This is a genomic window from Actinokineospora baliensis (assembly GCF_016907695.1).
Lineage (GTDB): Bacteria > Actinomycetota > Actinomycetes > Mycobacteriales > Pseudonocardiaceae > Actinokineospora > Actinokineospora baliensis.
In genome coordinates this window covers 6,959,680-6,983,187 of sequence record NZ_JAFBCK010000001.1, presented here as the reverse complement: position 1 = coordinate 6,983,187, position 23,508 = coordinate 6,959,680, and the positions used below count along the sequence as shown (strand labels likewise).

Genomic DNA, 23,508 nt, shown 5'->3' with positions numbered 1-23,508 from the left:
AGTCACTGGGTGCCTGCCAGGGCGAGGTGTCGACGGGCAACGGCACGTGCGAGGCGGAACGTTTCCTTCTCGAAGGTGGGGTCGACGCCAACGGCACGAACGTGGTGGTCGTGCAGCAGGGCCCGCAAGACGGTCGGTTGGCGCTGTTGGTCGAGCGTAGCGGCGTAGGCAGTCAGCTCTTGCGCGCGCATGGCCCATGCGCTCAGCAGGGCAGGGCCATGTGCAATAGCCGCGATGGCGGGACAATGGGCCAAGGCGAGAGTGTGGTCACGCAGGGTCTGGTCGAGCGGGCCGCTCGTTTGGGGAAGGCAGCGGAGCAACGAGCGGTATCCGACCTGACGATCTACCGCGAAGTATGCGGCCATGTCCGCCGTCGAGACTGCCGCGAGGGCCTGTGCGGGGATATCGGAGTCCCTAGCCGCAGCAATCTGGGCCAGGGCGACAGCGGTGTCCGCGGCGAAGACTCTCTCGGCCGCAGTTGCAGCAGGACCGTCGCCATAGCGGGCCGGATGCTGCGGTGTTGAGGTCAAGGTGAGTTGGCCTGGTAACCCGCTGCGCTCCAGCTCGGACGCGAACTCGGCAAGACGAGTGGTGACGACACTGAAGTGGCCAGGGTCGGCGAGGCGCAGGAGCACGGCCAAGTGGTGATCAGCGTCGAGGCGGATCATGTCGCGGTGTCGCCGAACCCACCAGTGGTCAACCAGCTCGCCGAGGCTCGTGGCGAAGGCCGGCAAGTGAGTGGTCAGGATCTCGTCGAATCGTGCGGGGTTGCCGGTGATGCGGACTTGGACGAGCGTCGAGCCGCCAGGCGCAAGGACAGCGGCCGGAGGGGTGGTGCTTGGCAGTCGGCGCGGGACCGGGTTGGTGGCCGTGAGTGGGATCAGCAGTTCGGCGGGTCGCCCGATCCAGCCATCGCTGTTGGGCGGGCCGTCTTCGTGCAGTTCGACGCGGTCGGCTCGGTCTAGTCGGCCCTGTAGTAGTGAGCGGTCGAGTGTGTGGCCGAGGTTCAGCGGCAGGCGGAGTTCGCCGTCGACCAGCACGATGCGGTTCGGTACGCGCCAACGGTGTTGCCATGCCTGCAATGTGGTGTCGGTGAGGTCTCTGGGGGTTAGTAGCCAGCGGGCGGAGGCGAGCACTGTGCGCCGGTAGCGGATGCGCGGGACGTAGGGCAGCGTCCGGGCCGCGCCGAGGTCGAAGCTGCGGAAGACCGCGGTGCGGGCGTTGGCGACTTCGGCGAGGAACCTGGCTAGCGGCGGCGTCTGCGCGGTGGTGTCGAGAGCGTGCGAGACCTGGGGCGCCACGCGGCGGCCGGTGGTTTGGTGGACCAGATACATCTGGTCGTCGTCCGCAGTGACCGCCAGCTCGTTGATGCTGACCGTCGCGACTGCCGCGGCAGGATGCTCGGCGAGGTGCAGGACCGTCGGGAGTTGTGGCGCGACGCGGGTGACGTTCTCGTTGTGAGGGCGTCGGGGTGGAAAGGACAGGTGCACGGCCAACGCGTCGCCGGTGGTGTAGGTGGCTGCCAGCCGGGCGCGGTCTTCCTCGTCGAGAAGGTGAGCGAAGCGACCGGCCATGCTGGTGTGGGCGCGAGGTGCGGCGGTTATGCGGAGTTGAAAGTCACCGCGGTTGATCGCTTCGGTGGAGGGGGCATGGATCGCGACTCCGAGTTCGACCCGGTCAGGGAGAACTGCGGTGGTGTGGTCGCCAACGGTCAGCGTGTTGATGTCGGCTTCGCTCAGGACTACTTCGTCAGTACCGGTGAGAGTGGCCTGTTGGATCAAGGCAAGTAGGGCGGCGTCGCGCTCGGTAAGGGTTCGCCAAGCCGGTCTGGCTCGTGGTGCACCGAGGTATCCGGTTGGGTAGCCCAGCCCGGCATCGGAGACCAGTTCGAGTACGGGAACCAGCGCGCCAGCGCCGTAGCGAGCGCGGAAGCGTGCGTGGTAGTCAAGCCAGGACGCAGATCCGAACGGCTGTGTTGTGGTACGCACGAGGATGCTGGCGGCTGAGGCGGCTTCAGTCAGCACCGTTTCAGGGATGACAACTCGCGCGTCGAGTGCCACATCGGCCGCCAGTACGGGCCCAGGCGTCCGCGCCACCATCCTGTCGGCGAGTTGCGCACGCAGCCCAGCGCAGTTCTGTTCGTTGTGGCTCCGTAGCAACTCATGGATCTCGTCCAGACCAGAGTTCGCGCCTGCTGTGCGAAGTGCCTGAACCAGGTAGGTCAGGCTGTCAACGGCGGTCATCGGTGCTCGGAGGTTGGTGATCAGCAGGCCGGTGTCTATCAGCCCATGAAGCAGCGTGCGCACCTTATCCGAAGAGGCAGTAGGGAACCGCGCACTCACCTCGTCGACGAGCGTTTCCAAGCCGATCGGTGTACCTGCCGCGGCGAGGGCGAACCCCACGGGCCGAGTCAGACGCACCGAGGATTCCCGCAGGGCACCAGGCGAGCCAGCGCCGATTGGGGCCGCTTGTGGGTGACTATGCGGCCACTGCGAACGAAGCGGGTGTTGTCGGCGACCACTGTGAGGCGTTCGCGTAGCGCCGGGTGTTGTTCAAGCTGCTCGACCTGATTGAGGACCCACTCGGCGTCCGCTCTCAGTACGACGCGGTGTTCGACCCCGACCTTGGCAGCGGCCGGACCGATAGAGGCCGTGCCGACTCCCGCGAACAGGCCGAACGGGGTAGCGCGGCGTTGCCAGCGGAGTAGGTACGAGGCCATGGACGTCACGGCCCGCCGGACCTGCTTGAGCGAACTGGGGCCTTGGAGAACCTGGTCAAGTCGGGCCGTCAAAGCGGGGCTCGCCAAGCGCAGGGCGTCTCGGACTTCGGAGCGAGTCCAGACTGCGGCGAGCCAGGTGCGTCCGCGCTCGATTGCGGTCGGGTCGGACAGGTCCAGGTCTGGTGGCGGGTCGAGGTCTCCGGGGTAGGTGGTGGCGCGGACCAGGACAACGCCGGTGTGCCGGTAGCGCATCGTTCGCTCCTCTCCGCTGGGCTGGTGGGACCGCCGTTGGCGCCCGCGTGGTGCCGGGCGCCAACGGCGGGGTCAGGGGGCTAGAACGGGTCGGCCGAGTTCGTGCTGCAGGCGCTGGTGCTGCAGGTGTTGCCGCACCCGTCGCTGGTGTCGCAGGTGGTGATCACCAGACGGGTGGCGGACTCCACGACGCGCATGTCCAGCTCGAACTCCGTGTCGTCGATGACCGGGGCGTCGTCGACAAGGGGGTGGGCAAGGTCGAGGCCCAGCGGGGCGGCGGGTCGGTCGAGGATCAGGACGGTCATCGGTTCACCTCTCGTGGGGTTGCCTGGTCGGGTGTCGGCCAGGTGATCGTGAGCAGGCCGTGGGTCTTCTCCAGCACGGCCGTGTTGTCACTGGCCGCGGGGCGGGTAACGGCGTGCGGCCAGTAGGCGTAGGTGGGTTCCGGGCCGCCGCGTGCGAGGCGGTCCCAAGCCTGGATCTGTTCGACCATCGCCGCGGCGACTTCGGTGCCGTTCGGCCCGTAGGCGCGGGCGCCGAACTCGACTCCACTGTCGAGGCGGTGGATGGCGAGGTAGGCGAAGGAGTCGCCGCGGACGACGCCGAAGGGGAACCAGTTCTTGCGGTCGGCGGCCATCTCGGTGCCCTCGTCGACGGCGATCTTGCAGAAGCCGGGCATGAATCCGGCGAACCACAGGTACATGTCGGCGAAGGACACCCCGTGGCTGATGGTGACCTGCGACCACACCTCGGTTCGTTCGGTGGCCAGGACACCGTCGAGCTGGCTCATATCTTGTGGCGGCTCGCCGTCGTCGAATCGCAGCTTGACGTTGTGTCCCTTGCCGTCTGGCAGCAGGAACACGCGCTCGTCCACCGCGCCAGCGCCCTGCATGGTGACGAACCCGCACACCTCCGACGAGGTGCTCACCAGGTGATCACCTTCGCGGCGGAAGGCGATCGACCGACTGATCCCTTTCATCCGCAGCGGGAGCACAATCGTGCCCGTTGGCGCCAACTGCTCCAGCCAAGCAGGGGCGAAGTCCCAGGCACCGACGGTCACGAGGATCGTGTCGAACGGCTCGTCCAGCCCACCCACTGGGCGATCGGCGTCGGCGTGCAGCACAACGACCCGGTCGTCGTAACCGGTGGCCTCCAGTGCCGCACGAGCGCGCTCGACGACGTCGGAGTCGATGTCGACGCTGATCACCCGGCCGCCCGGACCGGTGACCTCGGCGAGCAGGGCGGCGTTGTAGCCACCTGAACCGATCTCCAGCACGGTCATGTCCCGCCCGAGCCGGGCCTGCTCGATCATCCGGGCTTGGATGAATGGCGCGCTCGTGGAAGAGATGATCACGCCGTCGGAGTCGCGCTTGATCGCCACCGAGTCATCAGCGTTGTAGGCGACCTCCAGCGGCGTGCCCTCGGGCACGAACCGGTGCCGCGGCACCGCGCGGAACGCTTGTTCCACCACCGGCAGGGGGATCATCCCTTGCGCCTTCAGCTTGTCGATCAGACCGTCGCGGAACTCATCCGCGCGCTCGTCGAGGTTGTCGTCTGGGAGTGTGTTCACCTGTCGCTCTTTCAGGGATCGGTTTCGTGTCTAACTTTGCGACCAGAGGAGGGGATGCAAGTCCGGGGGAATGAGCACTGCGAGGCGGACTCCAGCGGCCTGTACTTGGTTGGCCGCGTCATGGAACCTGGCGCACGGCCACACCTCGGTAAGACACAATGGACATGTCCGAGGAGTTCTCGCGGCGGGTAGATGTGCGGCGAGATCGTCGATCCCGCGGATGACTTGGCCAATTGGGCTGTCGACCGCGACGATGACCGCTCGGCTCTCCCGCCTGCCGGTCACGGTCCCACCTGTAAGCCGGACAGGCGTGCGGTGGTGAACGCGACCGTGCGAGCCAGAGCATGGTCGTGGCCGTCGGCGGGGAGCAGTTCGTGGGGCAAGCGCATTTCGTGGAGTACGCGGTTGACGTAGTGGTCGGCCAGCACGCGGAAGTCGCTGTTGGAGTCCCGTTCTTTGTTGTCACCTATCGGGATCTCGGGGTCCAGGGTTGTGCGCAGCATCAGGTCGTAGTGCAGGCTGTGTGCCTCGACCAGCGACTCCAGAGACGACAACGCGGCGGGGTCGGGCCGCTCGTGTCGATAGGCCAACGCCGCTCGGTAGTAGCCGAGCGCGTCGGGCACGGCGCGGTCGACGAGCACAACGTCAGCGTGCAGCCATGCCTCCAGCTCGTTGCTGATGCCGCGGGTGATGATCCAGAGGGTGGAGGCGTAGGTGTGGTTGAACAGAATCGGTAGCCCGATTCGCTGGGCCTGTTCTCCGAGGTCGGCGACGGTGGCGACCTGGATGTCCTGGCGGCGCAGTTCGTGGGCGAGGCGGGCGAGGAAGGTGGATTTGCCGGTGGAGTGCGTGCCCAGCACCGCCACGGTGACCGGGCGTTCGACGTTCACCACAATCCTTCCTCCTGTCGCTCGAAGCCGGGCATCGCGGCGACTCGCACCAGTTCGGGCCAGTCGAGGTCGGCGTGACCGACGAGGGTGAACAGCAGTTGTGCGGTCATCCAGGTGTCGTATCCGGCGCGGTGCCGCTGGCCGGGGTACTGGTGCGTGTCGAGTTGGACGTCGTCGATGAGCCGGTCCAGGCCGTAGCCGGTAGTCGATCCGGGTCGGAGGTGCTTGGCCAGCCGCAGCGTGTCCAATACCAGGGAGGGTTGCCAGGTCGGCAGGTGAGCGGACAGAACGCGGTGTTCGACCGATGCGTTGTGCGCGATCAACACCCGGTCGGAGAGGGCTTCGGTGACCTGGTCGGCCACCTGGGACCACGTCGGGCAGTCGGCTACGTCGGCGTTGCTGATGCCGTGCACCTTGCGGGTGACCAACGGAGTGATCGGAGATTGCGGGCGGATCAACCAGGTGGTGACGTGCTCGGGCTTCACAGGCTGGTCGAGGTGCAGGATGGCGATCTCCACGATCTCCGGCGGCTGTCCGCCGTTGCCCTCCACATCGACCACCGCCAGTCGCCGACCAGCCAACGCCACGGGGATCATGAGGAGACGCCTTCCTGCTGGTTGCTGGGCCAACCGATGTCGGCCCGTCCGTGCTGATGCCGGTGGTGGGGCTTCGCGAGGTCGTGGACCTGGTAGCCGAGGTGGTGCTGCATCCGGTACCGGCGCTGTTCGTCCAGCCCGTCGACCACCACCGCCCGATCGGTGATCTCCACCAGCCTGCCGCCTAGCGCCTCCGCCATCGGCGCGACCCGCCCGACCGCCGGCGGAGACCACGCGGTCGAGCACCGCTGGAGTTGGGTGGCGGGGCAGATGTCGCATAGCTCGCGGATGCCGAAGTGGCCGTTGTAGTCCGCCAGGCCGTGGGCGTAGGTGACCGCGCAACTGGTCTTGCGGAACAGCGGCGACCCGTGTCCCCGGGTGGCCGCCGCGGCGAGGATGCGTCGTTCCAGGTCGCGGGGGAGGATTTTGCGGCGGGCCTGGTCCTCGTAGGGTTCGGGCAGGCCGTGGGCGCGGTAGTAGTCGCGGATCTGGTCCTTGAAGAACAGACCGGTGAACACCGTCGCGTGCGCGTGCCTGCTCAACTCCAGAGCCGACCGGATGTGGTGATCGGTGTCGTTGAGACCAGGCACGATCGGCCGCCAGTACAACACCACTCGGTATCGCTCAGCGTGCTCGAACGCCGTCTGCAACGACGCCGTGGCGATATCGGAGTCGACCGGCTCGATCCGGTCGTCGGTGATCCCCGACCGGGTGACCAGCAGGGTGACCTTGAGGTGCCGGAACGAGTTGAGCACGGCGCAGTCCTCGGGCGTGACCCGCCACCGGGTGATCACCAGGACGTGGTTGGTCAGCCCGCGCTCGTCCAGCAGCCGCAGAGTGTTGAACGTGTGCGGTTTGACCCGCGGCAACATCGGATCGGTCGCCCGGTTGAACACCTGCACCGGCGTGACGTGCGGCTCGAAGAACCGGTGACCGACCAGCAGGTCGACCGCGTCGGCGTCAGCCATCAACGCACGGGGCACCTTCATCTCGTAGTTGCCGAACAGATGCCGCACGCAGTACCCGCAGTCCAGCGGGCACCCGACCACGTGATTCAGGCTCAACCCGCTCTTGCGGTACTCGACGACCTCCAGCAGTTCCGGTCGCAGTCCCGCCTGCTGCGTCGTGCTCAGGATGGGCAGCGGGTTCCGTACGAGGTCGGTCTGTCCGTCCGAGTCCTGGCTGGTGGAGATCGTCACGGAAGCCTCCTGCTCCTCTGACACGCAACCTTGCGTTGAGTGTCATCTGAACAGGGCTCACCGGGGCTTGGTCAGGGGGCAAATAGTCAAATGAGCGTGGACAGCATCGACTATTTGCCCCCTACCGACGATCAGGCACGTTGGCTACCGGCCGGTGCGCGACTGGCCATGTTCGAGGTACACAGGCGCGAGTCCGCCGTGAGCCTGGAACGCCTCGGTCAAGCGGCGCTCCAACCTCGGGATCACGAAGTCCCCGAGGCGGGAGACCGCCACCCACTCGACCTTGTCCAACTCGACCTGGTCGAGCTGGATGCGTTGCTCGTCATCGCCGAGGACGCCGCAGTCGAACACGTACAGGATCTTGTCGCCTTCTGCCCCGTTCGGCGCCCAGTCGTGGACCAGGAGGCGTTGGATCGATCTGGTCAGCCCCAGCTCCTCGCGGACCTCGCGCTCACACGCATCAGCGGGCGATTCACCGATGTCGACGTAGCCACCCGGGATGTCCCACCGATTCCCGTACGTCTTGCGCACCAGCAGGATCTTGTCGTCTTTGACGAACAACGCGCCAGCCGCGAGGCGGGGTGTGGCGAACTTGTCCGCTGGGCTGCCCATCACGCCATCCCGGTGATGTCGACTCGCTGCGCGAGCTTGTCGAGCTGCACCCCAGGCTTCCCCGGCGAGTTCTGGACCAACGTCATGACAACCCTTCTGGCTACGTGGTGCTTACGTACGTGTTCGGGAGCCATTCGCTCCGCGCCCAGGAGCGTGCCGAGCGCGTCATCGCCTCTGCCGGTCAAACTCTGCGCACGGGCGAAGTCCAGCAGGTACCGCACGCGGCGCTCGACCGGCACGTTCGCGGTGTCGATCGGCAGTCTCGTGCTGAGAACTGTCTGGAGATCACCCAGTTCCGCCGCTGTGTTGACCCGGTGGATGGCCACGTTCGTCGGTCCGAACGCCGTCCAGAGATCGTTGCCATCGCGCCCGAGCCGTCGCGCGGCCTGGGTGGCTTCGTCCAGGTAGCCAGTGGTCCGGACACCGTCACCAAAGCGCGCTGCCGCCATGGACCCGGCGAGGAATAACATCCCGTACACGGACACCGCCGCACTGCCGCGGCCCAGCTCGCCTTCCACACCGCGCGCGCCAGACTCGATGACCCGCATCGCGGCCTCGAAGCGCCCGTTCGACAACATCGCGAAAGCCACCGAGCGCATCAGCGACCCCCTGATCACAGGGTCGTCGGCCTGCTCGGCAGCGTTCAAACCGCGTTCAGCGGCTATCCACGCCAAGTCCGAATCTTACGTCTTCGTCAGCACCGAAGCCGCCACCTGGTACGACAACGCCAGCACACCCTGAGCTTCGGATCGCCCTGAAATCGACGCCTCATGAACGACTCGTTGCGCGTCGCCGAGCACGACCAAAGCTCTACCTGCCGCGACGGAGAAACGCGACTGCTGGTAAGCGTCGAACGCAGCTTTCAGGTCTTGCTTCACCGCCCTCAAAGTGGGTGGATCACGATCTTCACCTTGTAGCTGAGCTGGAGTTGTCGCGTAACTGGTCAACGCCTCGCACAGCTCGGCCACCGAACCTGACGAGCGCCCTGCCAGCCGGGACATCGACGAACCACGCTCGGGTTCAGGAGTGATGTACCCAACCAGCCGCGCACGCCGCTGGGTCTGGTCCTGCTTCGCCAGCTCACGGAGCCTGATCAACTCAGCGCCAAGGGCCGCGTCCAGCGCACGAACAAGATCGACAGAGGGCAGGTTCCTCTGCGGTCGCTCAGCCAGCGACACATACTGGCGGGTGTACCCGACACGCTGGGCAAGCTGCGGCTGGCTCAGCCCGGCTGCTTTGCGAAGCCTCCGGACCTCACCAGCAAGGCGAGCAGCGGTCTCACTGGCTTCGCTCTCACTGCCGTGCGACACCCTGCCGACGCTACCAGCCGAGCCGCTACGGGTAGAAAGTCCGACAGACCTCTGCGCGATCTCCCGCAGAGTTGAGGCGGCGGGGCTACAGCGCTGCATGGGAGGGCTGCAACTCCTCAACCAGCGCTGAGCAAGATCGCGAGCACCGTTTCTGCACCGAGGTGAGGCCCCAGGGGGATCGGTAAGGCTCGGTCGGCGCGTTTCGCCAAGCGGAGCCAACCCCGGACAGCCGCTGCGGTAAGCCACCCAAGGAGTGCAACAGTCAAACCGCCGCCCAGCCGTACCACCCCAGCGCGAGGCCTAGGACGCCAGCGAGTTTGAAGTCTCCGACGCCGAGTCCACCGGTTGCGAGGGCGAGGTAGGACGCGGCGAGGCCGCCCGTTCCGAGCAGGGCACCTGTCAGGTTGGCGTGCTGCGGGTCGAGGACGGTGACAGCAGTGAGGCCGCGCCGAGTCGAACGGCCCGTACTCGTCCAAGCCGTGATCGGCGGAGCGGTGGGTCTTGTCCCCGTTCTGGTCGAACTTAAACGTCGGTAGCTCAAAGCGATTCGACCGCACCTGCCGGGCGGCGTTGGACGAGTCCACCGGCGGCTCCAGCGTGGGCAGCAGGCCGTGCGCGATTGCCAGCGGCCCCGGTCCGCGAGCCGACCGGCAATGTCGACCGTCTTCTCGAACCGGCTGAACGCACCGAGCAGTTCGAAGACCCCAACCTCTAACTCCGTGACGATTTGCGGCCGTCCGACCTCGCCAGCGTCATGACTACGTTGCTGAATGTCTCCCGGTGCCCCTCCAACCACGGCTCAACGAACGATATTCGCGGGTAGCGAACACCGTGGGCCTGCCGCGTGCGGCGACGTCGGCGATCAACGTGACACCAGCGATCCCGGAGTACGTCCCGGATACGACGTGGGTGTCCGCCAACTCCGCGCGGAGGGCGGTTGAGGTGGTCGTTCTACGCATACTTGACCAGCCCCCCGTTGAAGGACCGTCGAGAAGACGACCGGCATGAAGTTGGACGCGACACCGACACCAAGACCAAAGTGCTGGCTCGAGATTCGAGTCACCAATAGATCGCAATGAGTGACCAAGAGAGGCCGAGTCGATGGCCTAGGGGGCACGCCGTTCTCGGTCCGTCCTTCGGGCGCGTCCTGGTGAACCTAGACCTACCGAAGGTGGCGATGGCGGATTGCGAGTGTCGACCACGGTCGACGTGCCAGCAGTGTCGCCCCCAGTGAGCCGTTGTCATGATGAAGTCGAGTCCGTCGTGGCTGATCAACACCGCGTCCCCGCCTGGCCCGGCTCATCCACGGCCGCCGCCGCGACGTCGACGACCACAGCCGTATCACGAATCCCCTGGTCAAACACATGTTGATCACTTTGGATCATTGCTGGGAGCAGGGTGTGGACTGGGGACGACCTGGAAACGACGCTGTACCAACGAAAGCGGCCTGACCCCTTCGGTATCGCGATTGGGGTCAGATCACGCTGCTCCCCACGTGCTCCCCGAAACGATCAACGCCCCACCAACGTGATCCGTTGGCAGGGCGCTGACCTGCAAATATAACCAGTGGGCGATACTGGGATCGAACCAGTGACCCCTTCGGTGTGAACGAAGTGCTCTCCCGCTGAGCTAATCGCCCGGTGCGGCCGTGGCCGCATCGACTGGGAGAAGACTACAGGATGGTCTTGGTCAGGCGAACAGGGGGGACCCCAGCCAGGGCCATTCGAGGCCGAACCAGCCGCCTACCAGGGCGAAGCCGTTGAGGAGCCAGATGGTGGTGACGACGATGGCGCCGGTGAGGGCGAGGACCAGGAGGCGGATGGCCAGGGGTTGGCGGCCCAGCCAGGCGGTCCAGGTGTCGTACTTGCCCCTGGCGTAGGTGAGGGCGCGGTGGGCCCAGGAGAACTCCACGGCGAGGATCGCCAGGCCCGCGAAGACCACCAGCCAGCCGGGGCCGGGGTAGGGGATCATAACTATTCCGGCGGCTAGGACCAGTCCACCGACGAGTCCAACCCCCACCCGCCACACGGTCCGGGTCGTCGCGTTGCGGTTAGCCCAATCGGGGCGCATCGCGCCTTTCTCGTTGGCCTCGTCCGCCACGGTGGCACCACCTCCCTCACGCGCCTGACCATTGTGCCGTTGGGCCGTTCGAGCGGCACGGCCAAGCGCCTTGACCCACCTGTGACCTGCGCGAAGGGTGGGTCACGCCACAACCGGGAGGCAGGCCCGCAGGTCAGCGCGGCATTGCCCCCGGTGGGGAAAACAGGGAAGGAACATTCGTGCTCAGGGCGCTACCGGCGCGGCCGAAAACCAGCCAGTATGGAGACGCCTCACGCAGATTCGTCACGCTGCGCAGTGGTGCGACAGCCCTACGCACAGGGTAGTGGACCGGACGGGTGATGTGCACCTGATCCACGTCCCGCTCCCGGCGTGGTGCCGTCACATAGAAGGGACTCAGTCGTTTGGCTGGGAGAGGAGCAGAAGGGTAGCGACGATGCGAAACGATCACGTCACGCTGCGGTCCACCGCGGTGTTCGACCTCCTCGCGCCGAGGACCCCAGCGGTCCCGGTGAAGGTCGAGCTGCGCTACGACACGCGTGACCCGTACGCGGTGGTGGCGGCGTTCCGCACCGGCCGCGCGGGGTGGGTCGAGTGGGTCTTCGCCCGCGACCTGCTCGCCGACGGCCTCATCGCCGAGGCGGGGGACGGCGACGTCCGCATCCGCCCCGCCGTCGACGACCCCGAGGTCGTGGTGATCGAGCTCAGCTCCCCCTCCGGCCACGCCGTGTTCGAGGCCTCCGCCCAGGAACTCGCCGACTTCCTCGACCGCACCTACGACGTCGTCGTCCCCGGCAACGAACACCTCTGGGTCGACGTCGACGAGGCGCTCACGCACTTGATCTCCACCGACCTGACCTGAGCGAACGCCGGGAACCGACCCCCGATTTGGAGGCCGGATCAGGCGTCCTATAGAGTTCTGCTCGCACCACGGCGGACGGGTTGGGGGTCCTGACCAGGAGCCTGGTGGGTGTGCGGACGTAGCGCAGCTGGTAGCGCATCACCTTGCCAAGGTGAGGGTCGCGGGTTCGAATCCCGTCGTCCGCTCGGAAAGCGGTTCGGCCTCTGCGCCGGCCCCCCGGGGGCCAACCCCTTCGGGATCCGGCGGAGTGGCCGAGTGGCTTAGGCAAGGGCCTGCAAAGCCCTGTACGCGGGTTCGATTCCCGCCTCCGCCTCGGGCGATTAGCTCAGTGGGAGAGCACTACCTTGACACGGTAGGGGTCACTGGTTCAATCCCAGTATCGCCCACCAGTTTATTTGCGCTGGTGAGACGGCCTGTCAGTATTTAGTACTGACAGGCCGTTCGGCATTTCAGCCACCTGTTGACGTAGTTTGACCGCCTGGGTGACCAGGTCCACGCAGGCGGAGTGTGCGACGGTTTGTTCGCGAACGAACCTGGTCGAGGGTGAGGGTTGGTCTAGCAGGAGATTCGTCGCCGTCGAATCGAACGGACGTGACTCCATTGCTGTTGGCTGCGCCTTGTCGACGGAGTCGCGATTGTCGGCCGCATGTCGTGTTTGGTGGTTTCGGCGGTGTTGCGGATGTGTGCAAGGGCGTTGAATGCTGTGTCGGTGGGTTTGGGAATGGCCTGGAGGCAGCGCTCGGTCGCGCGGAGGTGGCGTGGCCAAGGCGTTCGCGGACGGTTTGGAGGTCAGCGCCGCCCCGGAGGAGCCGATAGGCGTGGGCGTGGCGCAGGTCGTGGATGCGGACCCGGTGGGTGATTCCGGCGGTGGAGAGGGCGGGATCCCGGACGCGTTTTCTGGAACCAGTGGCGGGAGACGTGCTGGCGGTCTGGCTCGTGGTTGATGATGCTGGTCGGAGGCCGGTCTTTGCCAGCGGCGCGCCGCCGGGCGTGGCAGTGGCAGTGGCAGTGTTGTGGACGGTCAGTGTGAGCTGGATGCGGCGGTTGCTGGCGGAGCTGACCGCCGGGAGGATCGGGTTGGTGGTCTGGGCTGGCTACCTGACGAAGATCGGCCCGCTCACGCTGGCGTCCTACGCGGACCGGATCATCAACATCCGCCCCTTCTCCTTGCTGCTGGCGCGGGCGTGGATCCGGCCGACATCGTCCAAATGACCGCGTGGGCCGGGCGCGGGGAGCTACCCTCCGTCGCGATCCACGTCTACCCGAGGAGGACGGCCCGAGGTGTTCGGCGCGCACATCAACGATCCGCACGAGTGGATGCGGGAGCAGGAGCAGCGCACCGCCGCGCTCATGGCCAAGGCGCAGGACGCGCAGGAGCGGTTGGCGGCGAACTCGGTCACGCACTCCAGCGCCGACCGCGTGGTCAGCGTCACTGTCAACCCCGGCGGCGGTCTGACCGGCTTGACCCTCTCGCCGGAGGCCGAGCGGATGCGGCACGGGCAGTTGGCCGCGCTGATCCAGGCTACCTACACCCAGGCTGCGCGGATGGCGGCCGCGCGCACCATGGAGATCATGTCCGATCTCGTCGGCGGCGACTCCGAGGCGCTCGACATCGTTCGGCGGTCCATGCCCGCCGACCCGGAACCCGATGACCGGCCCCGGCCGCGCCCCCACCTCGACGACGACGAGGGCTTCGGCGGCGTCTACGGGAAGGGGGATCGGCGGTGACCGCGGGGTACGAGATCGAGGACACGGCGTCGCTGTCGACGCACGCCGGGCGGGTCGCCGCCGTCGCCGACGGCATCCGGGAGGCCGACTCGGCCGCCGCGCAGGTCGGGCTCGGCGGTGTGGCGGCCTACGGACTGCTCTGCTCACCGCTGGTGATTCCCGCCTTGCAGGTGTTCCAGGGGCACATGGACGACCTGCTGAAGAGCGCGTCCGACCTGGCCGGGGCGCTGTCGGAGGGCATCTCGCGCACCGTCACCGACTACACCGAGTTGGAGCGGCGGCTCGCGGCCCACTACGACAGGTTCGGGGGCGGGCGGTGAGCGACGAACTGGTCGCCGAGGCGGAGGGACCGAAGACCTTCGCGGGCTCCGGCCTGCTGGAATCGAGCATGAACCTGGCCCACGACCTGGGCGACGACTCCAACTGGCAGGAACTGGCCGTGGACGGGGCCATGATCGGCATCGACGTCCTGTCGATGGTGATGAACCCGCTGGGTGAGCTGGTCAAGGCCGGGGTCGGCTGGTTGATGGAGCACCTCGACTTCCTCCGCGAGCCGCTGGAGGTGCTCACCGGCGACCCCGGCCAGATCGACGCCATCGCCGCGACCTGGGAGAACATCGGCAAGCGCCTGGACAAGATGAACGCCGACTACACCTCGGCGATGGCGCTGACCACGGGGTGGAGCGGTGACGCCGCCACGGCGTACCAAGGGCTGGCCAGCCAGTACATCGCAGCCTTGGCACAGGTCGCCGACCAGGCCAGGGACGCCGCCAACGGCGTGCGGACCGCCGGTGTCGTCGTCGGCACGACCAGGGCCATCGTCTTCGACCTGATCGCCACCTTCATCAGCAATGTGATCACCCGGGCCCTGCTGGCGCTGGCGTCATCCTGGTTCACCCTGGGTGCCTCGGTCGGCGTGTTCATCGCCAGCGTGATCGCCGACGCGGTCCAGCTCGCCGCCAAGCTGCAAAAACGACTGGGCAAGCTGCTCCAGGCGATCCAGGGTTTCGTGGCCAAGTACCGCGTCCTCGGCGACCGGTCGGCCGAGGCCGCGAGGTCACTCGGGCGCAGGTCGACGGAGCTGGGGCGGGAGGCGAACAAGGCGATCCGGCAGTCGACCAGGACGTTGGACGACTTGGCGCCGCAGTCGGGGCGGTTGAAGGCCTACACCGACAGGGTGGACCGGATGGCCGAGTCCGGGCTCGGCCGCACCCTCGACCACCTGGGCACCAAGACGGTCAAGGAGGGCACGAAGTCGATCAACGACACGCTCAACCCGGACGAGGACGCCTGAGATGCGCTGGGGACCGACCATCGGTGCCGGTATCGCCTTCCTGCTGGTCGGGATCTGGGTGTTCATCGGCGTGCAGTCGCGGACCGGGTTGACGCCCTCGGCCGAGCCGTCCGTGCGCCGCACCGGCGTCGCCGAGGTGCGGTCGTGCGCGACGAATCCCCTCGACCTCTGGTTGACCACGGTCTGCGAGGCGCAGGTGCGGTGGGAAGGCGAAGAACGCACCGAGGACAAGCGGATCCACTCGGTGGGGCCGCGCGTCGGCGCGGTCGACGTGCAGCTGCGAATCGACGGCTCCGGCGCTGGCCGAGGTGGCGCGGGCGCCAAGATCGTGACCGCGGACTATCCGCACCGGCACGACGGCGCGTTGTTCTTCCTTCTGATGATGGGAATACCTGGCGCGAGTATGGCAATAGGCGTGTTCCTGGGCAGTCGGCTGTCCAGGTTGTTGCCCGAGCCCGCTCCTGAGAAGTTCACCCTTCGCCCGATGGAAAGAAAGCGGGGTCGCCGCAAGCGATAGGCGGCAAGTGCTTGACTTCTTGAGGTCAAGAATCCCTCGGTGACATCTGCGTTCAAGATGGTGTCCCCGAAAGGGAGGAGTTGGGTTCAGCACGTGCCTGTCGGTCCCTGCGCGCGGAACGGCCGCGTGGTGGTGTCGCCGCTTCCATCGTGATGGCGCCGTATTCTTGAGCGCTCCGCCTACCTTCATCAGTAGTGCTTGGACGCTGATCACTTGGATCGCCTCCTCGTACTCGTATCGTCGTTTGACTTTGGGACGTGCGGTCGGCGGCCAGTGGGTTACCGGGTGGGTCATCCGCCTGGGGCGCGCCCTGGGCGAGCTGACTGAGAGTGTCGACACATGCACTACTTGGCTATGATCAGGTGTAACACGCCCGCTGAACGGGCCTATTAGGTGCTGTAGAAGCATCAGTCCGAGGGGTGGGTACCAGGTGGCGACAGGCGAGTGGATCGAGAGCGTGCCCACTGATGGGAGTGTGGAGCTGCCTCCGGACTCAAGGACGATGGAGGCCATCGGTCGGAACCACTCGTTCGAGACGGCGCTCGCCGACCTCGTCGACAACTCGATCGACGCGGGCGCCACCCACGTGTTGATCCGTTTCGTGCGTGGCCGGGGTCGGTTGTGCTCGCTCTACGTGGTGGACAACGGGCGTGGGATCGCTCCTGACCGGATCGATGAGGCGATGACGGTCGGTGGTCGTCGGGCCTATGGTGAGGCGGACCTGGGCTGGTTCGGGCTGGGGCTCAAGGCGGCCTCTTTCAGCCAGGCCCGCGAGCTGACCGTGCTGTCGCGAGCGGCGGGCGCGGTCGCTGTCGGCCGTCGCTGGCGGCTGGGCGAGGCCAAGACCCATTTTTTGTGCGACATCGTCCCCGAGTCGTTCGCCGCCCAGGAGCTCGATCAGGACCGGGGAGTGCCCGACTCGGGTAGCGGCACCATCGTCCGCTGGGACGAAGTCGGGGGCTTTCCCGCCACGCGCGACAAGGACCAGGTCGAGCGGTTCATCTCGCGGAAGGTCACCGCCGCGGGCGATCACCTCGGGCTCGTGTTCCACCGCCTGATCGAAAGCGGTCGGGTGTCTATTACTTTCGACGTCCACGAAGCGGGCACAGCGGGTCCCACATCGCCGATCGCCGTGGAACCAATCAACCCGTTCGGCTACCTCCGCCCTGGCGCGACTGGGTTCCCCAAGGACCTCAGGGCGACCGTTGACGGCCAAACGCTGACTTTTCGCTGCCACATCTGGCCGCCCAGGTCCACCGCTCGGCAGTTCAAGCTCAACGGTCGTCCCGCCGAATACCAGGGCATGTACTTCTACCGGCGGGATCGCCTCCTGCAGCCCGGAGGTTGGGAAGGTGTGCACGCACCCCACGCCAAGCTCCAGTTGGCGCGCGTCGAGGTCGAGATCGATGGTGATGTCGAGGCGCTGCTGCGAATGAACCCGGAGAAATCGAGGGTCCAGGTCCGGCCGGAGTTCGGCCAGGCGTGCGAGGCGGCCAGAGCCGAGGACGGGACCGGGTTCAGCGACTACTTCCACCTCGCTGAGCAGGTCTACCAGGCTGGGAACAAGCGTCGATCGACGCGCAAACCGATGGTCCCGCCCGGCAGGGGCTTCACCCCGGGGCTGCGGAGCACCATCGAGGCGGAGATCGAATCACTGAGAGTCGATCCGGTGGACCTGCGATGGCGCGAGTTCGACGACGACCAGTTCTTCGACATCGACCGCGACGAGCGGACGATCTGGCTCAACAAGCGGTACCGGAAGATGCTGCTCGGTGACCGCCACGGTGGGCTCAACGACCTGCCGCTGATCAAGACCATGATCTACCTGCTGATGGAGGACGTCTTCCAGGGTGAGTACCTCGGTTCGCGCGATAAGGACAACATCGAGCTCTGGAAGTCGCTGTTGACGACCGCCGTGCGGGCGGAGCGCCGATGACCTACTCGACCTCCCAGGACCGGCACCTCGCCCCTGCCCACCTTGAGCGGGTCCTCGCCGAGGGCGTGCCCTACCTCAAGCCCATCGCCGGCGATCCGCTGGTCTGGCTCTTCGTGACCCCGGCGGAGGGGCATCTGGGCGTCCGGGTCCACAGTCCGGGAGCCGATCACGCGCCCGCAACCCGACTGCAACACGTCGTCAGCCGCCTGACCCACCACGACGTCGGCCGCTGCCTCGAGGTCGTCGTCACGGTGCCCGCACTGTTCCAGGCGGCCTATCCACTGCTGTGCTCGATCGCCGACCGGGTCCAGCTCGATCAGATGTCGCCCGCTGACGCGCTGGCACTCACCCTGCGCGAGTTCGCCGCTCTTCTCCGACGTGAAGAGGGGTTCCCGAGGGAGCGCGAGATCGGTCTCTTCGGCGAGCTGCTCAGCCTCGCCGGGCTCATCCACGGACTCGGCGCGCCAGCCGCGCTGGCGGCTTGGCGGGGCCCAGAGGGAGAGGAACATGATTTCGGCCTGCGCGGCGACGACGTCGAGGTCAAGACGACCAGCTCGGAGCGGCGCACGCACTGGATCGAGTCCCTGCCGCAACTCGTACCCACCGGTGACCGGCCGCTGTGGTTGGTGTCCCACCAGCTCACGCAGGCGGGGACAGGGGCAGGAGCCCGGTTGGGGCAGCTGGTCGAGCGAGTTCGTGCCATGCTCGGTCCGGGCACAGGTCGCGACGACTTGGACGCGGGACTGGCCGTGTGGGGTTGGCAAGAGGACCTCGGCGAACGGTGCGATACCCGGTGGACCCGGCGAGTGGCGTCCGCAGTGTACGCCGTCGGTGAGGGGTTCCCACGCTTGACACCGAGATCCCTGGCAGACGCCGGGGTCGCGCTGGACCGCCTCGCGGAGGTGCGCTACCGCATCGACCTCACCGGTCTCGACCCGGCGGCCGCGCCGCCCGCTGTCCTGTCGGCGGCCGTCGACCACCTGGAAGGATGACAATGTCGGACGCCATGGCGAAGTCTTACCTCGCCGCGTTGGACGCGATGAACCGCAGCGGTCCCCGGCATCTGCACCGGAACGCGTTGGCGCAGGCGGCCGAGTTCGGCAGCGGAGCCGAAATCTCCGACGCCGCGCTGTGCGCTTACCTTGAGGCCTCGTCCCCGTCGGATGACGAACTGCGCAACGAGCTGCACATCAAGCTGGCGAAGTGGGACAGTGCCCGTGCCGGGGACGCCGAGTGGACCCAAGGTACTGGCGCGAACACTCCCCAGCGCCGCGCTGTGGTCGTCGACAAGCTCGGCGTCAACGCCGCGACGACCCGGCTCTTCGAGTCGCTGTTCCCCATGCACGGCAAGGACGGCACGGTCGTCATCGCCAAGGAGTGGGACCCCTGGTACGACGATGACCTCGTCCGGACCAGGGATTTCTACTGGAACCACTACGCCAACCACCTGCGCACCCGGCGTGGCTGGGACGCGCAGGCCATCACCAGCCTGCACAACGCGACCAGGCACGTGGTCGAGCGGCTGAGCGAGCCCACCCGCACCCAGCCGTACCAGGCGAAGGGATTGGTGGTGGGGTACGTCCAGAGCGGGAAGACCGCGAACTTCACCGGCGTCATCGCCAAAGCGGTGGACGCGGGGTACCGGCTGATCATCGTGCTCACGGGTACGACGAACATGCTGCGCGAACAGACCCAGCGCCGCTTGGACATGGAGTTCGTCGGCCGCGAGAACATCTTGCGCGGCGTGGACCCCGAGAGCGTCGAAGCGCTCTCCGCCGTCGACTACCAGGACGACCACGACTGGCTCGACGGCAGGTTCGTCGAGCACGGCTGCAGGCCCGCCGACGTCGGCAAACCCGACATCCACCGCATGACCACGCGCGAGTTCGACTACCGGAGCCTCAAACAGGGCATCTCGGCACTGGACTTCGAGCACCTGGATCGGCGCAAACCACTCAACCACATCGACAACCTGCTGGCCGCCGATGCCCGACTGATGATCGTCAAGAAGAACGGCCCGGTGCTGACCAAGCTGGTCAATGACCTGAAGCTGATCACCGCCCGCCTGCACCAGATCCCCGCGCTGATCATCGACGACGAGTCGGACCAGGCGTCGGTCAACACGATCAACGCCAAGCAGTCGCCCGCCGGGAAACGGAAGCGGACCGCGATCAACGGGCTGATCTCCCAACTGCTCGGCATGCTGCCGCGGGGGCAGTACGTCGGCTACACGGCGACGCCGTTCGCCAACGTGTTCATCGATCCCGGCGACGCGCAGGACATTTTTCCCAAAGACTTCCTCATCTCGCTCGAACGCCCGCCCGGCTACATGGGCGCGGAGGACTTTCACGACCTCGACAGCGACTTCACCAACGGAGACCTCACTGTCGCGAACTCGAACGAGAAGGCCCACATCCGGATCGTCGACCCACCAGGGACGGACCAGGAGTCCGACCGAGACCTGCGACGGGCGATCGACTTCTTCGTGCTCACGGGCGCGATGAAGCTCTTCCGCGAGGCCGAGGGACATCCCGAGTTCAAACACCACACCATGTTGGTGCACGAGGCCATGCACACCGATACCCACCGGGCGACAGCCGACCAGATCAGGAAGATCTGGGGTGAGTCCGGGTACTTCTCCGCGACCAGCCACGCCAGACTGCGCGATGCTTTCGAAGCCGACCTGCTCCCGGTGTCCGCTGTTCGCGCCGAGGGGCAGGCTGTCCCAAGCTCCTTCGACGACCTCATTCCATACCTCGGCGCGGTCGCGCGGCGGGTCAGTCCGAACGGCAACCCGGTGTTGGTGGTCAACAGCGACCAGGACATCGAGCAGGAGGAAGTCAACTTCGACCACCACAAGGTCTGGCGGATCCTGGTCGGCGGGAACAAGCTCGCCCGCGGCTTCACGGTCGAGGGCCTCACCGTGTCGTACTACGTCCGGGCGACCCAGACCGCAGACGCCCTCATGCAGATGGGCCGCTGGTTCGGCTTTCGCAAGGGGTACCGGGACCTGGTGCGGTTGTTCACGACCGAGGGTCTCAGGGACTCGTTCGAGTCGATCTGCTTGGACGAACGGACTTTCCGCGAAGAGCTCAAGGCCTATGCCGAGGTCGATGAGAACGGCAGGCCCACTTGCACACCGGCCGAGGTGCCGCCCTTGGTCAGCAGCCACGGTCTCCAGCCGACGGCGTCGTCGAAGATGTACAACGCCGTCCTCGTGGAGCGACGAGTGGGCAACCGGGAACCGAGCTCCGCCTATCCCGCGACGCGGGAGAGTGAGTCGTTGGAACGCAACGTGGACGCTTGTGTCCCTTTGATCGCGGCTTGCCAGGAACTGATCACGTTGTCGAACAACGGGAAGACACCGTTCGCCGCGCTCACAGGTACCGTGGGGCATGCCGAAGTGGTGGCCGCGTTGAGCGCGCTGACCTGGCGCCACCCCATGTCGTTCAAGCCGGACCTGGCGTGGATCAGCCGCCTGGGGCCGGAAGTGGTGACGGATTGGCGGATCGTGATGCCGCAGCAGAAGTCGGGCAGGCGAGCGGTCCTGCGCGGTCAGGTGGAACTGAGCCTGCACGGACGAAAAGAGGTCGACGGGCGGATCCGCGGCAACGCCACCTCCGCGCACCGAGGTGCTCTCGAGTCGCTCAAGGTCGGCCCGACGACGGCGAAGATGCTGCTCTACCCCATGGTCAGCAAGGACGCCGCAGTCCCGGGAGTGGTCGAACGGGACCCGTCCGGGGTGGTGATGGCGATCGTCTTGCGGCTGCCAGACGGGGCGACCAAGAATGTCGGCGCGTTGCAATGGCAGACCGTCGACTCCAGCAAGCCCTCGTACGCGTTGGTCGACGGCTGAGGAGTGCGGCGGCTGTGTCGGTCCGAAGCACTGTGCACGGAGTGCGTTAGGCTCCACCGACACCCGGACCCCTGTGGAGAAGAGATGACGGACCGTACCTCGGTGGAACTGTTCGCCGGGGGTGGCGGGTTGGCGATGGCCGTGCACCGCGCGGGCTTCCGGCCGCTATTGCTCAACGAGTACGCCCGGCACGCGTGTGACACCCTCGAAGCGAACGGGGCCAAGCCGCGGGGCGAGGACGAGTGGGTGCCGGAGTCAGGTCAGCCGTGGCCCTTGGTGGCCGGGGACGTGCAGGAACTGGACCTGGGCTACCTGAGCGGCAAAGTGGATGTGCTCGCGGGTGGTCCGCCGTGCCAGCCGTTCAGCCTCGGCGGTGTGGCCAAGGGCGACGAGGACCGGCGCAACATGTTCCCCGAGCTGTTCCGCGCCGTCCGCGAGATCCAGCCGAAAGCCGTGATCTGCGAAAACGTGCGAGGTCTGCTCCGGAGTTCGTTCAAGCCCTACTTCGAGTACATACTCCGCGAACTGGGCCTGCCGTTCCTGGAACGGGACCCGGAGACCAGTTGGGACGCCCACGACGCGGTCCTGCGCGGGACCGACGTGGCCGGTATCGACCCGACGAGACGCTACGACGTCGTCATGACGCCGGTCAACGCAGCGGATTACGGCGTACCGCAGGTCCGGAGCCGGGTGATCATAGTCGCGTTCCGGGCAGATCTCGGGGTCGACCTCGAGCGGTTCCGTGACCTGGTCAAGCCCACGCACTCCGAGGCGGCGCTACACAGGTCGATTGGTGACGGGCGGTACTGGGAACGGCACCCCAAGGTGCCCAAGCACGTTCGCGACCGCGTGGAGGCGAAGCTGCCGGAGCGCGTCCAGGACGACGGCCTGCTGCCGTGGCGCACCCTGCGTGACGCTCTGGTCGGTACTGGTGACGAGGGACCGCTGCCTGCTGTCAGGTGGGACCGTCTCGATCGCCGGGAGTACTTCGTGGGCGGCTTCACCGACCACGTGGGGTGGCCGGACGCGCGGATCTACCCAGGGCACACCCCAAATACCATGGACCGCCCGGCCAAGACAGTCAAAGCAGGCGTTCACGGCGTGCCCGGAGGTGAGTCTGTGCTACTCACCGACGAGCGGGTGAAAGACGACACGGATCCCAGTGGCTATCGGTACCTGCACCGCTACATGACTGTTCGCGAGACGGCCCGGGTAATGACCTTCCCCGACGAGTGGCGGCTCTCCGGCCCGCGCGGGGAGAAGATGCGTCAGCTGGGCAACGCGGTGCCGGTACTGCTTGGGCAGGTGTTCGCCGAGGCGGTGGCGACGTGCCTGGACGAGATCACGGACGGGAGGTGACCGCCCCGGACAGTGCGTGGAAGCCCCGACCGGGCCGTGCCGCCGCGGACACCACCGCTGAGCAGGACCGGGCTGCGGGCGGCAGACACCGACGCATGGTGGACCTAGGCGCGGGCCGCTACGCGCGCGCGTCGGTCGACCTGAAGCCCGATCGGGCGGGCGTAGAAGTCCTCGCCAGGCTGCGGTGGTCCGACGGCGGCCGTGCCCATACCCGTGAGCTGGGTCCGGTGTCGCACGCGACGCGGCCCCGCAACCTCGCTGAGGGGTGGACCAAAGCGCGCGAGTCGGGTCTCGTCACTACTGAACAGCTCCCGAGTAACTCCTGGGCCTCATCCGCCGGAGTACGGGCATCAATGCGGGGAAACCGGGGCCGCGACACCGCCCCCGAGCTGGCGTTGCGCGCGCTCCTGCACCGGCGCGGGCTGCGGTATCGCGTCTCCGCCAGGCCGCTCGCCGATTCGCGCCGGACCGCCGACGTCGTCTTCCCCAAGGCCCGGGTCGCGGTGTTCGTCGATGGTTGTTTCTGGCATGGTTGTCCTGAGCACCACAGACCCGCGTCCGTGAACTCCGCTTTCTGGCGGAACAAGATCGAGGGCAACCGCGCGCGCGACGAGGATACGACCTCGGTGTTGGAAGCCGCGGGGTGGAAGGTGATCCGGGCTTGGGAGCACGACGACCCGGCGGTCACAGCGCACCAGGTTGAAACTGTGGTTCGCCAGCGAACAGCGGAGGCCAGCGGGTAGCAGGAGG

23 protein-coding genes and 4 tRNA genes are annotated in these 23,508 nt (G+C 66.9%); 14 read left to right on the top strand and 13 right to left on the bottom strand.

Annotated features, from left to right (window positions below; all coding sequences use genetic code 11):
- Positions 1-2: 2 nt before the first annotated feature.
- The 12 genes from JOD54_RS35395 to JOD54_RS30890 all read right to left on the bottom strand — a co-directional run bounded on the left by JOD54_RS35395 (position 3) and on the right by JOD54_RS30890 (position 11,218).
- A complete protein-coding gene (locus JOD54_RS35395; RefSeq protein ID WP_307860426.1) occupies positions 3-2,402 on the bottom strand; it encodes a lantibiotic dehydratase in 2,400 nt (799 codons plus the stop codon).
- A gap of 8 nt (positions 2,403-2,410) precedes the next feature.
- A complete protein-coding gene (locus JOD54_RS35390; RefSeq protein ID WP_204455466.1) occupies positions 2,411-2,971 on the bottom strand; it encodes a lantibiotic dehydratase in 561 nt (186 codons plus the stop codon).
- A gap of 80 nt (positions 2,972-3,051) precedes the next feature.
- Positions 3,052-3,276: an FxLD family lanthipeptide gene (locus JOD54_RS30935; protein WP_204455465.1), complete on the bottom strand. Its 225-nt coding sequence runs from the start codon at positions 3,274-3,276 to the stop codon at positions 3,052-3,054.
- Positions 3,273-4,541 carry a methyltransferase, FxLD system gene (fxlM, locus tag JOD54_RS30930; RefSeq protein ID WP_204455464.1) on the bottom strand — a complete coding sequence of 423 codons (1,269 nt, stop codon included), beginning with the start codon at positions 4,539-4,541 and terminating at the stop codon, positions 3,273-3,275. Before fxlM ends, JOD54_RS30935 begins: the two co-directional genes overlap by 4 nt.
- Before the next feature lie 281 nt (positions 4,542-4,822).
- Entirely contained in the window at positions 4,823-5,431 is a 609-nt protein-coding gene (locus tag JOD54_RS30925; protein WP_204455463.1) for an AAA family ATPase, read from the bottom strand.
- Positions 5,428-6,027 (bottom strand): 3'-5' exonuclease, encoded by a 600-nt coding sequence (locus JOD54_RS30920; protein WP_204455462.1) that lies wholly within the window; start codon positions 6,025-6,027, stop codon positions 5,428-5,430. The genes JOD54_RS30925 and JOD54_RS30920 overlap by 4 nt, the downstream gene beginning before the upstream one ends.
- The gene (locus JOD54_RS30915; RefSeq protein ID WP_307860425.1) at positions 6,024-7,226 is read right to left on the bottom strand and encodes a radical SAM protein; all 1,203 of its coding nucleotides are present in this window, start codon (positions 7,224-7,226) and stop codon (positions 6,024-6,026) included. Before JOD54_RS30915 ends, JOD54_RS30920 begins: the two co-directional genes overlap by 4 nt.
- Before the next feature lie 144 nt (positions 7,227-7,370).
- Positions 7,371-7,838 (bottom strand): NUDIX domain-containing protein, encoded by a 468-nt coding sequence (locus tag JOD54_RS30910; protein ID WP_204455461.1) that lies wholly within the window; start codon positions 7,836-7,838, stop codon positions 7,371-7,373.
- Positions 7,838-8,512 (bottom strand): hypothetical protein, encoded by a 675-nt coding sequence (locus JOD54_RS30905; protein ID WP_204455460.1) that lies wholly within the window; start codon positions 8,510-8,512, stop codon positions 7,838-7,840. Before JOD54_RS30905 ends, JOD54_RS30910 begins: the two co-directional genes overlap by 1 nt.
- Positions 8,513-8,521: 9 nt before the next feature.
- Entirely contained in the window at positions 8,522-9,148 is a 627-nt protein-coding gene (locus JOD54_RS30900; RefSeq protein ID WP_204455459.1) for a helix-turn-helix transcriptional regulator, read from the bottom strand.
- Between the two features lie 1,567 nt (positions 9,149-10,715).
- Positions 10,716-10,787: transfer RNA gene (locus JOD54_RS30895), tRNA-Val, on the bottom strand.
- A gap of 50 nt (positions 10,788-10,837) precedes the next feature.
- Positions 10,838-11,218, bottom strand: a complete 381-nt coding sequence (locus JOD54_RS30890; RefSeq protein WP_204456880.1) for a TIGR02611 family protein — start codon at positions 11,216-11,218, stop codon at positions 10,838-10,840.
- 424 nt (positions 11,219-11,642) lie between these two features.
- Between JOD54_RS30890 and JOD54_RS30885 the strand changes: the two genes are divergently transcribed.
- The 4 genes from JOD54_RS30885 (at position 11,643) to JOD54_RS30870 (ending at position 12,457) form a co-directional block, all read left to right on the top strand.
- A complete protein-coding gene (locus tag JOD54_RS30885) occupies positions 11,643-12,068 on the top strand; it encodes an SsgA family sporulation/cell division regulator (protein WP_018687187.1) in 426 nt (141 codons plus the stop codon).
- 112 nt (positions 12,069-12,180) lie between these two features.
- Positions 12,181-12,253 (top strand) — tRNA-Gly (locus tag JOD54_RS30880).
- Positions 12,254-12,309: 56 nt separating this feature from the next.
- Positions 12,310-12,381, top strand: a tRNA-Cys gene (locus JOD54_RS30875).
- A 1-nt stretch (position 12,382) separates the two neighbouring features.
- Positions 12,383-12,457: transfer RNA gene (locus tag JOD54_RS30870), tRNA-Val, on the top strand.
- Positions 12,458-12,517: 60 nt separating this feature from the next.
- Here JOD54_RS30870 and JOD54_RS34815 read toward each other — a convergent pair.
- Positions 12,518-13,042 (bottom strand): tyrosine-type recombinase/integrase, encoded by a 525-nt coding sequence (locus JOD54_RS34815; protein WP_372440421.1) that lies wholly within the window; start codon positions 13,040-13,042, stop codon positions 12,518-12,520.
- On the opposite strand from JOD54_RS34815, the gene JOD54_RS34810 reads away from it, so the two are divergent.
- From JOD54_RS34810 to JOD54_RS35855, 10 genes are all read left to right on the top strand, one after another.
- Complete coding sequence (locus JOD54_RS34810) at positions 12,975-13,280, top strand: formyl transferase (RefSeq protein WP_239573562.1); 306 nt, start codon at positions 12,975-12,977, stop codon at positions 13,278-13,280. The genes JOD54_RS34815 and JOD54_RS34810 overlap by 68 nt on opposite strands.
- A gap of 69 nt (positions 13,281-13,349) precedes the next feature.
- Positions 13,350-13,796, top strand: coding sequence for a YbaB/EbfC family nucleoid-associated protein (locus tag JOD54_RS30860; RefSeq protein ID WP_307860424.1), 447 nt, complete (start codon positions 13,350-13,352; stop codon positions 13,794-13,796).
- Entirely contained in the window at positions 13,793-14,116 is a 324-nt protein-coding gene (locus JOD54_RS30855) for an ESX-1 secretion-associated protein (protein ID WP_204455458.1), read from the top strand. Before JOD54_RS30860 ends, JOD54_RS30855 begins: the two co-directional genes overlap by 4 nt.
- The gene (locus JOD54_RS30850) at positions 14,113-15,090 is read left to right on the top strand and encodes a WXG100 family type VII secretion target (protein WP_204455457.1); all 978 of its coding nucleotides are present in this window, start codon (positions 14,113-14,115) and stop codon (positions 15,088-15,090) included. Before JOD54_RS30855 ends, JOD54_RS30850 begins: the two co-directional genes overlap by 4 nt.
- Position 15,091: 1 nt before the next feature.
- Positions 15,092-15,607 carry a hypothetical protein gene (locus JOD54_RS30845; RefSeq protein ID WP_204455456.1) on the top strand — a complete coding sequence of 172 codons (516 nt, stop codon included), beginning with the start codon at positions 15,092-15,094 and terminating at the stop codon, positions 15,605-15,607.
- Positions 15,608-16,109: 502 nt separating this feature from the next.
- Positions 16,110-17,543, top strand: a complete 1,434-nt coding sequence (locus JOD54_RS30840) for an ATP-binding protein (RefSeq protein ID WP_204455455.1) — start codon at positions 16,110-16,112, stop codon at positions 17,541-17,543.
- Positions 17,540-18,535, top strand: coding sequence for a PD-(D/E)XK motif protein (locus JOD54_RS30835; RefSeq protein ID WP_204455454.1), 996 nt, complete (start codon positions 17,540-17,542; stop codon positions 18,533-18,535). The genes JOD54_RS30840 and JOD54_RS30835 overlap by 4 nt, the downstream gene beginning before the upstream one ends.
- 2 nt (positions 18,536-18,537) lie before the next feature.
- Complete coding sequence (locus JOD54_RS30830) at positions 18,538-21,399, top strand: Z1 domain-containing protein (RefSeq protein WP_239573561.1); 2,862 nt, start codon at positions 18,538-18,540, stop codon at positions 21,397-21,399.
- Positions 21,400-21,483: 84 nt separating this feature from the next.
- Complete coding sequence (locus tag JOD54_RS30825; RefSeq protein WP_204455452.1) at positions 21,484-22,758, top strand: DNA cytosine methyltransferase; 1,275 nt, start codon at positions 21,484-21,486, stop codon at positions 22,756-22,758.
- Between the two features lie 95 nt (positions 22,759-22,853).
- Complete coding sequence (locus tag JOD54_RS35855; RefSeq protein ID WP_204456874.1) at positions 22,854-23,501, top strand: very short patch repair endonuclease; 648 nt, start codon at positions 22,854-22,856, stop codon at positions 23,499-23,501.
- Positions 23,502-23,508 lie beyond the last annotated feature (7 nt).

What these genes read in the sequence shown, in the direction of transcription:
- JOD54_RS30825 (WP_204455452.1), top strand. Translation starts at nt 21,484, where the DNA reads ATGACGGACCGTACCTCGGTGGAACTGTTCGCCGGGGGTGGCGGGTTG.
- JOD54_RS35390 (WP_204455466.1), bottom strand. Translation starts at nt 2,971, where the DNA reads ATGCGCTACCGGCACACCGGCGTTGTCCTGGTCCGCGCCACCACCTAC.
- JOD54_RS30935 (WP_204455465.1), bottom strand. Translation starts at nt 3,276, where the DNA reads ATGACCGTCCTGATCCTCGACCGACCCGCCGCCCCGCTGGGCCTCGAC.
- JOD54_RS30840 (WP_204455455.1), top strand. Translation starts at nt 16,110, where the DNA reads ATGGAGGCCATCGGTCGGAACCACTCGTTCGAGACGGCGCTCGCCGAC.
- JOD54_RS30835 (WP_204455454.1), top strand. Translation starts at nt 17,540, where the DNA reads ATGACCTACTCGACCTCCCAGGACCGGCACCTCGCCCCTGCCCACCTT.
- JOD54_RS30885 (WP_018687187.1), top strand. Translation starts at nt 11,643, where the DNA reads ATGCGAAACGATCACGTCACGCTGCGGTCCACCGCGGTGTTCGACCTC.
- JOD54_RS30845 (WP_204455456.1), top strand. Translation starts at nt 15,092, where the DNA reads ATGCGCTGGGGACCGACCATCGGTGCCGGTATCGCCTTCCTGCTGGTC.
- JOD54_RS30890 (WP_204456880.1), bottom strand. Translation starts at nt 11,218, where the DNA reads ATGCGCCCCGATTGGGCTAACCGCAACGCGACGACCCGGACCGTGTGG.
- JOD54_RS30910 (WP_204455461.1), bottom strand. Translation starts at nt 7,838, where the DNA reads ATGGGCAGCCCAGCGGACAAGTTCGCCACACCCCGCCTCGCGGCTGGC.
- JOD54_RS35855 (WP_204456874.1), top strand. Translation starts at nt 22,854, where the DNA reads ATGGTGGACCTAGGCGCGGGCCGCTACGCGCGCGCGTCGGTCGACCTG.
- JOD54_RS30830 (WP_239573561.1), top strand. Translation starts at nt 18,538, where the DNA reads ATGTCGGACGCCATGGCGAAGTCTTACCTCGCCGCGTTGGACGCGATG.
- JOD54_RS30920 (WP_204455462.1), bottom strand. Translation starts at nt 6,027, where the DNA reads ATGATCCCCGTGGCGTTGGCTGGTCGGCGACTGGCGGTGGTCGATGTG.